At 53.2% G+C, this 13,110-nt stretch carries 10 protein-coding genes; 6 read left to right on the forward strand and 4 right to left on the reverse strand.

Translation table 11 applies throughout. The annotated features are described in order from the left end of the window. Positions 1–107: 107 nt before the first annotated feature. The 3 genes from A6X21_RS01770 (at position 108) to A6X21_RS24215 (ending at position 2,923) form a co-directional block, all read left to right on the forward strand. Positions 108–590: a universal stress protein gene (locus A6X21_RS01770; protein WP_083233328.1), complete on the forward strand. Its 483-nt coding sequence runs from the start codon at positions 108–110 to the stop codon at positions 588–590. An 84-nt stretch (positions 591–674) separates the two neighbouring features. Beyond that, positions 675–2,036 carry a 3-keto-disaccharide hydrolase gene (locus A6X21_RS01775; RefSeq protein ID WP_068845644.1) on the forward strand — a complete coding sequence of 454 codons (1,362 nt, stop codon included), beginning with the start codon at positions 675–677 and terminating at the stop codon, positions 2,034–2,036. 470 nt (positions 2,037–2,506) lie between these two features. Continuing rightward, a complete protein-coding gene (locus tag A6X21_RS24215) occupies positions 2,507–2,923 on the forward strand; it encodes a hypothetical protein (RefSeq protein ID WP_131818139.1) in 417 nt (138 codons plus the stop codon). Between the two features lie 62 nt (positions 2,924–2,985). Here A6X21_RS24215 and A6X21_RS01780 read toward each other — a convergent pair whose 3' ends face one another. From A6X21_RS01780 to lpxD, 4 genes are all read right to left on the reverse strand, one after another. Further along, positions 2,986–3,429, reverse strand: a complete 444-nt coding sequence (locus A6X21_RS01780) for a hypothetical protein (RefSeq protein WP_068845646.1) — start codon at positions 3,427–3,429, stop codon at positions 2,986–2,988. A gap of 105 nt (positions 3,430–3,534) precedes the next feature. After that, the gene (locus tag A6X21_RS01785; protein ID WP_068845648.1) at positions 3,535–3,738 is read right to left on the reverse strand and encodes a hypothetical protein; all 204 of its coding nucleotides are present in this window, start codon (positions 3,736–3,738) and stop codon (positions 3,535–3,537) included. 1,581 nt (positions 3,739–5,319) lie between these two features. After that, positions 5,320–6,204, reverse strand: a complete 885-nt coding sequence (locus A6X21_RS01790) for an LpxI family protein (protein ID WP_068845651.1) — start codon at positions 6,202–6,204, stop codon at positions 5,320–5,322. A 77-nt stretch (positions 6,205–6,281) separates the two neighbouring features. After that, positions 6,282–7,382, reverse strand: a complete 1,101-nt coding sequence (gene lpxD / locus A6X21_RS01795; RefSeq protein ID WP_068845653.1) for a UDP-3-O-(3-hydroxymyristoyl)glucosamine N-acyltransferase — start codon at positions 7,380–7,382, stop codon at positions 6,282–6,284. Between the two features lie 142 nt (positions 7,383–7,524). Here lpxD and A6X21_RS01800 point away from each other — a divergent pair, with 142 nt between their 5' ends. The 3 genes from A6X21_RS01800 to A6X21_RS01815 all read left to right on the forward strand — a co-directional run bounded on the left by A6X21_RS01800 (position 7,525) and on the right by A6X21_RS01815 (position 13,048). After that, the gene (locus tag A6X21_RS01800) at positions 7,525–10,920 is read left to right on the forward strand and encodes a PD-(D/E)XK nuclease family protein (RefSeq protein WP_068845654.1); all 3,396 of its coding nucleotides are present in this window, start codon (positions 7,525–7,527) and stop codon (positions 10,918–10,920) included. 63 nt (positions 10,921–10,983) lie between these two features. Next, entirely contained in the window at positions 10,984–11,847 is an 864-nt protein-coding gene (locus A6X21_RS01805) for a hypothetical protein (protein ID WP_068845655.1), read from the forward strand. Positions 11,848–12,115: 268 nt separating this feature from the next. After that, a complete protein-coding gene (locus A6X21_RS01815) occupies positions 12,116–13,048 on the forward strand; it encodes a hypothetical protein (protein WP_068845657.1) in 933 nt (310 codons plus the stop codon). The last annotated feature ends 62 nt before the right edge of the window (positions 13,049–13,110 follow it).

Raw genomic sequence — 13,110 nt, forward strand, 5'->3', positions numbered from 1 at the left:
TCTTTTTTGACAGCATCTTTTCCATCAACACAGTACCATGTGGAAGTTCATCTGATTGAGTAAAGAATCACACAGAATTTCAGTCGTCTGAACTCTTGAGGAGAGCCATGATGATTCGCCTGGAACGCATTCTGTTCCCGACAGATTTCAGCGATTTTGCCCTACCTGCCCAGCAATACGCCGCTGAACTGGCAAATCGGCTGGGAAGCACACTGCACCTGCTCAATGTGGTTCAAGATATCGAGATGATCTCTCCCGATCCCGCATCGCCATTTTTGCTCCCCACGGGTCAATTGCCCGAATTGATGGCTGCGACTCAGGAAAATCTGAATTCTCTAGCGCAACCTCTCCAGGATACCGGCCTGCAAGTGGTGACAGCGGTTCGATCGGGCGTTCCATTTCTGGAAATCCTGCAATATGCCGAAGAGCAGGCGATCGATCTGATTGTCCTGGGAACTCACGGCCGGACAGGCTTAGCCCATGTGCTGCTCGGGAGCACTGCGGAGCGTATTACACGCAAATCGCCATGCCCGGTCCTGACAGTCAGACCTCAGGCGCTGAAAGCTCATGCTGCCCAGAGTGAGGCGTAGCTCATCTGCATTCATTCGGTCTACGAAACACCTCAAGTCGCACCATCTCAGAACGTTGTCTCTCCGAAAATTGTGGAAATTGTCATGCCTCGAATCGTCTTGCCACTTCTCAACAGGCCGGTTTCATTCAACGGCCTGCTCTGCGGAACGTTACTTCTGAGTGGTTGCCTTTACAACGAATTTGAGCCAGTGGCGACACCGACCAATGATGTCGCAGTGGAAGCTCAGGCGAACGCAGCGGCAGAGAATGGCACGCCAACGACAAGCCAGACAGCAGCACCTGCCACCTCAACGGCGGCTCCTATCCCTGCACTCGAAGTTCCCTCGGCTGATGGGAATAACCAGCTTTCAGCCGAAGATGTTGATGCGGGTTGGATCAAGCTCTTTGATGGCCACACACTCTTTGGCTGGCAGCCCAACTCAGAAGCCCAATGGACTGTTTCCAACGGTGAAATCCAGATTCCCGAAGGTCCCAAAGGGTTATTGTGTACCACCACCCGCTTTGCTGATTTTGAGCTGCGTTGTGATGCCTGGATTGATGCCGCTTCGAACAGTGGCATTTTCCTGCGCACACCCCTCAACCCGACCAATCCGGCCGTCGATTGCTACGAACTGAATCTCTGTGATCAACACCCTGCCGGCTTTACCAGTGGCAGTCTTGTGGCCAGAGCCAAACCTTCGAGGACAGTACCGACAGCCGGTGGCTGGCACACTTATGAAGCGACCGTGGCTGGCCAGGAGGTCACCGTGAAACTCGATGGCCAGGTGATTGCAACTTACAAAGACGAAACGGCCAATCCGCTCAAAACGGGCTTTATTGGCCTGCAGCAGAATGGTGGGCCGGCTCGATTTCGAAACATCTATCTCAAACCACTCGGTTTTCAATTGCTCTGGAATGGCGAGGATCTTGCGGGCTGGCGGGTGGTGCCCGGGAGTGCCGGGACTTTTGAAGTCAAGGAAAAGTTGCTGCATGTCGCGGGTGGTCGCGGGTTTCTCGAAACCGAAACCACGGCTGACAATTTCATCCTGCAGTTCACGGCGCGGACTCTGGCTGACAATCTCAATGGCGGCATCTTCTTCCGAGCGATGGAAGGGACCGAGAAGACCCCTTCCCATGGTTATGAGTTTCAGATTCATAACGGATTCAAAAATGGCGACCGCAATCAGCCACTTGATCACGGAACGGGTGCGATCTTCCGCCGGGTTTCTGCCCGTCGCATTGTCGCTAACGATAACGCATGGCTGACAGGCACACTCATCGCGGATGGACCACACTTTTCGACGTGGGTCAATGGCATTCAAATGGTGGACTGGACCGACAGCCGACAGCCGAATGTGAATCCCCGTGAAGGACTGCGATTAGAAGCGGGGCACTTCAGTTTGCAGGGGCATGATCCCACGACTCAGTTCGATTTCAAATCGATTCAACTGGCACCGCTACCTTGAGTTTCGCCTGGCGACTTGCAAGGAAGGATCACGAGCGATACGAGCCGGAAGCGTCAGCGACGGGCATTTTTTGTGTTCTGTTGACGATCAAACCTAGCTATTAAATCAACTTGCCATGGCTCTTGCAGAAAATCAAAGTCCCCGTCGCTGACGCTTCCGGCTCGTCGATCTGCCTGCTGGAAACAGGAGCGATTTCGTGCCTGATGAAACGCCAACCGAACTTCTCAACAACTTAGATGGAACAAGGATAAAGCTGCTGCGTTGCGAGTCCCCTCCTACAACTTCACCACCCCAATAGAAGTCTGAATTATCGACCGGGACCACCCTGCCATGAACAACCAGTGTCAAATGGCACAAGGGAAAGCCGAGATATCTAACCACAGCCACCCTGCACGACCCCAGTCCCCGTGTGGAAATAAGAAATAATCTGACCGCACCACACGCACGATGATTCAAGAAAAGGAGTACGTATGTGCGACACTCTTACGCTCAACAGTCGGTCTTTTGATGGCAGCTTGACCATCTCACTTAATCTTGTAAATGGCGGAGACGCACAATTGAGTGTTGTTTTCGCTACTGGACATTCAAAAGGCTTTACTTCAATCGGTTATTGCACCCTTCAACAGTTAAGGATTTGGGTCGATGATCTTGAATGTGTCCTGAGAGCCGAACTCCCCCAAGCAATCCTTTGCGACTATGAAGATGTTTTTACTTTTTCTTTACATAGATCTCCAGACGATACATTTTTCATTAATGCCGACGCACGTATCAGTAGTGATTCGTTAGGTGGTTCATTTTGCTGCTGCGTGACGCAAATGCGCACTGAAACAGAGGAACTACAAATCATGAGAGATTGCTTCAAACACTGGATTTATATGCATCGATGACACTTCTCAATCCGGATTCATATGCACTCTGTTGGTGTCAAACAAAAAAGGCGGGTCATGACCTATTGATTTCGACCTGGACCACCATCCGATTTACGTTGTGACGTCTGGAGATCTTTCCATCGGGCACCCATCAGCCCTACTCGAATTCCGTTCTTTTGTAGAATTGTCGTCGCTTGCGAATTCAGGACGAGCAGGCATATTAATCCCAGACAGGGGATGAGCGTCATGATTGCCAGAATCGCCCCAAGAGCGGGATGGTAAACCTTAATCCCCAAAAGGATCGACGAGACAAAAACGGCCACCGCCACAGCCAGATAAAAAATCTGCAGAATTGGCAGAAGAGTCGCCGCAAAAGGATTCAGCGCACCCGGAGCAACTGTCACTATCAGTTGCGGAATTGTAAAAATCAACAAGATTGCCAGAATATTGGCCAGCAAGCCATAGAGTACATACTTCTGATAGCGGGCAATCGAGGGGAGGTCATAAGTGGTGTGGTAAGGCATAATAATGAATTCTTTCAGTATGGCACACTAACACTTTGTCTGGAATGACTTCTAAGTATTACTCCAATGCACTTATATTTTCAATCAAAACAGACAGGCAGCTTACTATAAGGCATTGCCCAACCCGCCATCTTCATTTGCAGCATCATTAAAAACAGGGAAATCGTCTCCATTAGATTGACTCGCGTGACCTTGATCCAGCGGGCACCGGCTGGGCTGCAAGACCTTGCATGCTTCGGCGACTTTGCGAGCCTTAACCACTTTGATCGCTAATATGCAGGTCGATGCACGATAATCAATTTGTGCCACTCAACCATTTCCCCTGGTAGACAATTAGAATATCTGATCTTTCTAATAGTATTCGACTAACACCTTCTTCTGTTATTCCAATATTATCCATGAGTTCCAGCGTCCTTAGGGATTTCATTCTGCAGATCGATGGGACAGAAGCATCCGTTACAGATTTCCCATGGAGACTAAGACGCATGATCGACTGAGATTTGGAAAGTGCGAGAACGCCAGTGTCAGACATTCTGCCCCCTATAATACTGAGCCAAGCTAAATTCCTGCAATTTGAAAACCTCGACAAAGACGAATCGAGAGGTAAGTCACTTGAGGCACAGGCTGTTACTTGTTTGATACAAGGGTTGTCAGACAGAAGGATGAATATTCGTTCGTCGTCTACACATGCTTCGTATGAGGAAAATCGCTTAACTGTTCCTAAACGACATGCGGCACTCACGGCATCAAAATCAACATCTCCAAGCAGTATCCATTCGACTTCCCCCCAGTAGGGCCAACCGACCTTCGTATCAAACGACTCGAGAAAAGATTCGGGGATACCTAACTTCTGAGATACCCCCGAGTAATCAAGTTCGGTGCGTATGCCAGCATTCTTCATTATATCGATTCGAAAATACTTAGAAGCTCCTCGGTAGAGTAAGACTCCAACGAGTATGCAAACAAATGCAAACAGAAATCTTGATGCTGAGTATCGCAAACCTCTTTTCATTCAAATCTACCCGTTAGAAGTCATTCGCAGGTTAGCGGCCTACTGGCGGCCTGTTTACGGAGGCAGGAGTGGCTTCTCTGCCTCCAGCCCCCTGGAAAGCCTTGAGTGCTGATGCCCGTCATGACAAAGGCGGCGTTTTACCAGAATTGAGTCTATCGTTGTCACAATCAAAAATTCGCGTGAAAAGTTCCTCTCAACTTCTTATCTTCACGGTCATGAACAACCTGCGTCAAACAACCTGCGGGTGAACAAGGACGTTTGAGCTGAGCCAATCGATTCCCGTCCACCCGGTCGCTGTTGCCAGTTTTAGTCACAGTCACCCAGCGTCGATTAAGGCTTTTCGCAACCCGCCATCGTCCTTTGCAGCATCATTCAAAACAACAGAATTCCTCGCTATTCGATTGATTCGAGCGGCCTTGATCCAGCAGGCAGTCGCCGGGTTGGGACAGGTTTGCGCTCTGCAGGAGCTCTGCGTTCTGAATAGAACAGGTTTTGTCGTCTGATGAAATGCCAGGCGAAGTTCTCAACAACTCAAATGGAACAACGTTAAAGCTGCCGCGTTGCCAGTCCGCGCCTGTGGCTTCACTATTCAGGCAGAAATAAGCGTTTCAACCGGGGCCACCCTGCGGTCATCGCTCATGGGTTTGGAGTCATTTGAGTTGGTGGGTTGCACAGAACCTTAACTCACCCTACACGACCACCTTGAGTTTCGCCTGGCGACTTGCGAGGAAGGATCACGAGCGATACGAGCCGGAAGCGTCAGCGACGGGCATTTTTATGTTCTGTTGACGTTCAAACCTAGCTATCAAATCAACTTGCCATGTCTCTTGCGGAAGATGAGAGCCCCCGTCGCTCACGCTTCCGGCTCGTCAATGGAATCAGGCGGCGATGTGCTGTTCCACTTCATCGGCGTTGAGGGAGACAATCGCAATTCCCAGCTTATCGGCCAGTTCGACCGCTTCGGCTTCATCGATGATGATGGTTTGCCCGGCTTCAACCGCCAGTACGCGGCCACCCGCTTCGTGCATCGTGCGGATGGTTTGAATCCCGATCGTCGGGACATCAAAGCGGCGATCCTGATTGGGCTTGGCCACTTTGACGACTGTAAATCCGCCGCGACGGCAGAGTTCGGCAGCACGGCGAATGCAGCGATCGGTTCCCTCGATGGCCTCAACGGCAATGACTGCCATGTCATTCACGACGACTGACTGGCCGACATCGAGCCGCCCCATTTCCTTGGCCAGACTCCAACCAAAGCGAATGTCGCGCCATTGGGCTTCCGTGGGTTTACGCCGGGTGAGAAATCCGTGTTTCACAAGCAACTCCGGGCAATAATCAAGGGCAGAATCGAAATGGAAGTTATCACGCTCAAACTCGCGGATGACCGCCAGCAGGATGGTGTCATCTTTTCGGTTCGATGTGGCAAAGCTGTACCACATGCGGAGCGTCCGGAAGTCGGGGAGCAGACGAAAGATTCGCCATGACTGAAACAGGACGGTTTTTTCGATCTTTCCTGCCATGATCAGTCGATCAACGCGATGCCGCTTGAAGACGCGCATGGCGTAGCCAAATCGTGCGAGTGGCCCTTCCTGATAGATGTGGCAATGCTGTGCCAGCTCGGGAGAAGCCATGCCGGCAACACCGACACAAACGACTTTGATCCCCTGCTTTTTGGCAGCTTCAGCAAAGGAAATCGGGAACCTGCCAGCACCTGCCAGCAGGCCCACTCTTTGCGCGGATCCTGGAACATCCATGCTCATCATGACGAACGAACATCCTGTTCGAAAGTTTGTGATTCACTGCCAGTTGTTGAGCTGACTCAAGAAAACCAGCTTCTGATTTAACCGGCGGCCTTGAGAGGATTGCTGGCGGATTCGGCCATCAACTTTTCAAGCTCAGCCAGCCTCTTGGCCATGGCCCGCATTTCTTCCCGCATTTCGGGAACTCGCTTCAGCGTAAAGACGAGTCGCTTCTGTTCGGCTTCCGGGCTCGCGGGGTAACCAATCCATGTTTCGCCGTCGGGCACATTGCGATGCACGCCGGCCTTGGCACCGACCATGCAACCTGTGCCCATGTGCGTGTGATCTTTCACACCCACCTGACCACCCAGCCGCACATAATCGCCAGTGCTGCAGGAACCTGCGAGACCCACTTGAGCCGCAAAGACGTTATTCCGACCCACGCGGCAGTTGTGACCAATCATAACCATGTTATCGATCTTGGTTCCGGCACCAATGACGGTGGCATCGACAGCGCCTCGGTCGATCGTCGCACCGGCACCAATTTCCACATCGCTTTCGATAATCACACCACCCAGTTGTGGCACCTTGATGAATCGACCCTGCTCGAAACGATAGCCAAAACCATCGGCTCCCAGGACGGCATTGGCATGAATGATGACTCGATCGCCCAGCGAAACTTCGTGGTAAAGCACCGCGTTGGAATAAATCTGGCAATCCCGTCCCAGACGCGAACCGGCTCCGATACTGGCACCCGGATGGATGTCACAATCATCGCCAATGATGACGTCTTCACCAATGTAAGCACCGGGCCCAATGGCACAGTTTTCGCCGATCCGGGCTGTGGAACTGATAAAAGCCGAGGGGGAAATGCCTCGCTTCAAGCGACTGCGAATCATGCGAAAGAGTGGCAGCACCTGAAGAAAGGCGGCCTGAGGATCTTCCACTTCCAGCAGCACCAGACGAGGATAATCCGCATTGACGCGGGCGGCTTGTGAAGGATGAATGACCACCGCAGAGGCATTGGTTTCCTTCAACCGGCTGATATGACGATCTTCGGAAAGGAAGGTCAGTTCACCAGACTTGGCCTGCTCAATCGCTGCGGCACCCGTCACAGGTTCCTGTGGAGTGGCCACGCATCCGTCAAGCGTGACAATACGGGCGCCAATCAAAGAGGCAATGGACTCGATGGTATGAGCCATTCCGGCTTCCTTTCCGGGTGGTGATCTCAAAAGACTTGAGAAATCTCAAGTAGAATTTACAAAATCTGGTTGTACCGAAAAATCCCCTGTGCCGACAAGGTCGATTCGTGTGACAATCTGGCAAACTCAGTGAAACCAGAGAATGTCGACCCGGCGAACGCTTTCCTATCCTCACTGCACCTACGAAGGCTTCTTGATGCTTGAGATTTTGACTGGCACAGGTGCCGCACGTCATCAGGAGGCACTGAAACGCTATGCCACTCATCTTGGTCAAGGCCTGGCAACCGGTCAATTGGGGACTGGCCTGTGGCTCACACCCTCGGCTCGCACACACTCGGGGACTTATCGGGCTTTGCGGGAATTACTGAAGGGTCGGATCGCGGCCCCCAACCTGCATACGTTTGAGTCGTTCTCTGAGATCATTCTTAGTCATGGGTCTGCGGCAGCGACTCCCATTACGCCTTCCACACAATTTCTGCTGTTGGCACACGCGATTCAGACAGTCTATCAGCGGGGTGAATGCCAGGAGTTCAGCGCTGTTATCGAGACTCGGGGTTTGACAAAAATCGTCAGTGACTGGATTGCCGAGCTCAAGCGGGATGAAACGTGGCCTGAGGAATTTCTCAAAAGCTGCCAGCGGCGAAAAGGGGGCGCGACCAGCAAGGATCTGGCATTGGCAGCGATTTATCACGAATACCAGGCGTTGCTCAATGCACGCGGCTGGTACGATCAGGAAGGTCGATCGTGGCTGGCACGGGCGGCCATCTCCCAGGGAGCCAGAGCACCTTTCGATCAGGTGCGGCTCGTGGTCTGCGATGGTTTTGTCGACTTCACGTGGATTCAGTATGAGTTGCTTGAGCAATTTGCGAGATGGAACGCGGACATCGTTATCACGTTGCCCGATGAATTTGCCAGCCAGCGGAAGACCTCTTTTGATCGAAGCGAGCTGTTTGCCATTCCTCGCCGAACACTGGAGATTCTGAGATCTCGAATCCAACCCCTGCAAGAGATTCGCGTCCACACGATATCGACAGATCCAGATCAGGGTGCTGTTCCTGCGGGACTTGAGCAACTTTCGCGGAGTCTTTTTGGTAACCCGCGAATTGTCAGCCGAAGTTCAACGGCCGCTGGCTTCGATGCCATTGCTGCGGGTGGGCCGCATCGCGAACTGGAAGCGGTCAGTTATCAGATCAAGAAGTGGCGGTCGAGTGGATTCTCAGCCGAAGAGATCGTGGTTGTGGTTCGAGGTCTGGCGAGTGAAGCCTCGCGCTGGCTGGATCATTTCGAACTGGCGGGAATACCGGTTTATGCTCCTCAGGCCTCATCGCTGGAAACCTGTCCTGTCGTGCGCTGGATTGCGCAACTGGTCAAACTGGAACTGAATGACTGGACGAGTCACGACCTCCGTCTGGTCGTCTCATCGACATTTTTTCGCCCTTCGCAATTTTCCACCAAAGCCAAACGGGCCTTACTGGCCTGGCTGGCAAAATCACCGGCTTCCAGTCGCAAAATCCTCAGTTTGAAAGCCCGCGAACGAGCGGCAGATCCCAGCGCATTGACAACTGAGAAGGAGATCAATCACGCGCTGGTCAGTCAGGGGTTGGAAATCCTGCTGCGTATGACCGAGAAACTCAGTACATCACACAGTTTTGAGGGGTGGATTGATCTGTGGGCGGCGATCATCAGTCAATGGACACCCTTCTTGCCGGATTCACTCAACCATAAGGCAGATCGTAGCGACTGGGAACTTCTGCAAAGGATTCTTCGCCGGGTATGCCGCTGCCGTGGGACGTGGCAAGACCCTTCCGAACGAATCAGCCTGCAGGCGTGGTGGAGTGAAGTCGAGGCCTGCCTGAGTGTGGAACGCAGTTTACCGCCAGCCCCGTCACCGGGAATGATTCCGCTGATTGATCCGGCCCAGGCACGATTTCTCGATTCAGCGCGTTGCGTTGTGATTGTGGGTGCGACCGAACAGGCTTACCCGGCTGCCGAACATACCAATTGCCTTTACAGTCATGCCGAGCGCCAAAGCCTGATTGCAGCGGGTCTTCGGCTGGTACGGGAAGAGGATCATTCTTCGGAAGAGACGCTGCTTTTCTGGCAACTGGTCTCCATGGCCACAGAAAATCTGCTGATCACTTATCCCGCGATCAATGCCAAAGGACAGGAGCTTTTTCCCAGCCCATTTGTGCTGGCGGCCTGCGATCTATTCACCAAAGACGTGCAGTTGCCGCGGCATGTGGGCTCGATCCATGTCATGCCGGAGCGGGAAGAGATCCATACCCGCCGGGACTTACGTATTGTGGCGTTTGACCAGGCGATGACCGGCCATGCAGGCTGGTGGAAGACAGGTTTGCTGGACACGACGGAGGGACGAACCTATCGGAACATGGCTCGCGGTCTGCCCATGCTGCAGGCTCGGTATCGTACAGAAGGCTTTACTGAGTACGAGGGGATGCTCAATGAACCTGCTCTCCGCCAGGAGTTTGCCCGCCAATATGGGCCAGAGCATCAATTCAGCGTGACGAGGTTGGAACTTTATGCGAACTGTCCGTTTCGATTCTGGATCGAAGAGGTGCTGGGACTCTCGCCGCGTGAGACCAGGCAACTCTCGACGAATCACCTGATGAGAGGGACAGCTCTCCATAGTGCTTTAGCGTCTCTCCTGGGGAGTGGCCGACTGGCGATGGCCGATGAAGCGGAACTGAGCCGGATTTTTGCCGAACATGTAGCTGTCGAAATGCAGCGCCGGGCTAAAGGTTCTCCACTGGCAGAAGCCATGGCCCGGCTGGATTCGCAGATTGTCAGTGCGTGGAGCGAACAGTTTGCTGCGTCACAAAGAGAGTATTTGGAAACGATGGTCAGTGCGTGGGGAGGTATGCCCGAAACCACGTTGCCGGAAGTTGCCTTTGGACAGGTTTATGATGACCACGGCGAGTTGATTCTCGGGCCTTACCCTGCGCTGGAAATTTCGCGAGACGAGCATCTGGTGCGACTGGGTGGCAAGATCGACCGGATTGATGCTCATCAACTTCCTACTGGTGAGCAGTTCTTTTCGATCATCGATTACAAATCGGGCGGGGCGAGCCAATACCGGTTCGACGAAAAGGCTGTGCAGCAGGGGTTGAGCCTGCAACTGGTGGTCTACCTGCTGGCTGTGAAACGATTGAGAATGGCGGGAAAGAATGCTGAAGCATGGCAGGCAGGCTTCTGGGGCTTGCGCAAAGAAGGCCTGGTGGCAGGTTTGAAAGCCGGGAGGAAATCCAAAGAATGGAACCGCCTCGATGAAAGTTCCATCCACCGGCTCCAAGAGGCTGTCCAGCAAAGTGTGATTGATCTGGCCATCAGTATTCGCAACGGCGAATTCATGGTCGATGGAGCGACCAAATTGAAACCCAGTCCTTGCAGCAGTCAATGTCCGACGGCGACAGTGTGCCGGGTGAAACAGCAGGTCGGCCTGGCGAAACAGCTCCATAAAATTCGGCCAGCACTGGATGCGCCGCGGGCGACCAGCCCTGTCGAAAATCCAGCTTCCTGAGCTGCCCGACAACGATCCACGGACGGGATGACTCAAACCGATACTTCTCGAAGACTCTTGCCAATGCCTGACAATCATGCGAATCGAAAGATCACGTGCCTGTGGGTCTCTCCTGAGGAGGCTTCGAATCAGTATCAAAGCATCTCCGCCTGGGGTGCCAGGGAGAATCTGGAATGGATCAAGGTCCAGACACTCTCGGAAGCCATTGATTACTGGCAGGGAAAGATCAAGCTCCCTGCATCACAAGTGGTGGAACTGATCGTTATCGAACAAACGACATCGGATGAATTTGAACCGTCTGAGGCCGACGAATTCTTAGCGGCTGTTCAGGCCTGTCAGGTGGTCGTGGTTTACGGCCCCTGGTGCGAAGGGGATGGGCGGACTCGGAATATCTGGCCCCCTGCTCTGCGATGCCCGCAAGTCTGGGCAGATCGATGGATCCGTCAAATTCTCGATGCACTTCGAAATCGCGACATTGCACTCCCCTGGACCGCTTCACGCGAAGAGGTCATGCGCTGGATCTTTCCAAAAACCAGTACCAGCCATTCGGAGAATTCGACCGGTTGGAAAGTGCTTTCACCCGATGCGATCTGGCGGGAATCGATGCTGTTGCTGCTCACGCCGGCATGCACAGAACCTCAGATTGTTGCACAGAAGGAAACGTCGAAGAAAATCTGGCTGGTCGATGCGGATGCCTGGATCTGCCAGCAGACGAGCCTGCCTGCGTCGATTAGTGCCCGGGAAACGTTCAAAGAGTATGCCGCCCAGTTAGCGGGCGAGCCATTCGCTGAATCTACGGAAGTTGTCGCACTGACGGCCTGGCACGATGACACGACTCGCCAGTATCTGTTCCATCAGGGAGCAGATCGTGTCGTCTCCAAATTGGCATTTCCTTTGAATACCAGTTTGCTGATCCGTCAGTCGTAACAACCGAAGCGACAGCCGATTCCCATCGGGCAGCAGTTTGAGAATTCCTTTGACTGGTGAACTTGTGACTGGTCAATCGGGGTTGATTCGCCCAAAATGAGGGAGTGAGCGGATCCAGAATGCATGCTTGCTCAGAGCCGCAAGCATGGCACGAACGCTGCGGGCACGAACGCCGCGTGCATGGCAGGCACAAAAGTGCTGCTGAATTCTGGAATACGTACGATGAATCTCGATGGTCGCAAGTCCTGCGTCTTTGAAAGCCAGGTTCATGTCTTTGATTGATCAAGCGGAACGATTGAAACGGACGTGGACGGATCAGTACGTTCAAGTGCGAGAAGGAATCCCTGCACTGACTCGTTTTCGCGGACTCACGGGCTGCGTGAAAACTGTGAATATGAACTGTCGCCTGCTCGTGGAGTTCCAGCAGACCGTCGATATTTCGTGGTACGACATTGACCCGGCTCATGTGATTCGCGTCGATGCACCGAAAGTTGTGGAACCGGTCGCGGCAACTCCACCTATCCCGGCGGCAGTCCCTCAACCTCCGGTCACTGCGGCACCACCAGAAACGACCAAAAAGCTCTCGCCAATCGAAATGATCCGTGCTCAGCAGGCGAAATCGGCAAATCAGAGCCACTTAGAGGGAACTGCTCCGCTCACAAAACCGACGGCGTCTTCATCACCGACAGTGACTTCTCCACCTGTTCCCGCCAAGCCTCTCTCACCGATTGAAATGATTCGGGCACAGCAGGCCAAATCGAAATCGCTGGTGGAATCCACTCCTCAGGTTCCGCCGAAAGAGGAACTGCCAGCGACTTCCGAAGAGCCGATGGCCCCTGTCGCTGTCACAGCGACTCCTCAAAAACTATCGCCTATCGAGATGATTCGGGCACAGCAGGCGGCGCGTGCAAAAGCAGACCCAGCGACAACCGCAGCCAAGAGCGTTTCGCCGCCTGTTGCTCAAGAAAAGCTCAGCGAAGCAGTTGCTCCACAAGTTGCAAAAAGCCCGATTGAACTGATTCGTGAACAACAAAAGCGGGCTCAGGCAGAGGTTCAAAAGCTGGAAGCGCCAGTGAATCCTCAGGAAAAGATCGATCCCCCGCCCGCAGCAAAACCACTCAGCCCCATGGAAATCATCCGTCAACAGCAGGCAGCGAAACTGGCCAAAGAACAGGCCAATCGGGCAAGTACAGAAGACTGATGTCCAGACGACAGTCTGAGAAACGCGTACACAGACGAATGGATGGGTGAGTCAAATATGAG

Origin of the sequence: Planctopirus hydrillae (assembly GCF_001707835.1) — a bacterium.
GTDB lineage: Bacteria > Planctomycetota > Planctomycetia > Planctomycetales > Planctomycetaceae > Planctopirus > Planctopirus hydrillae.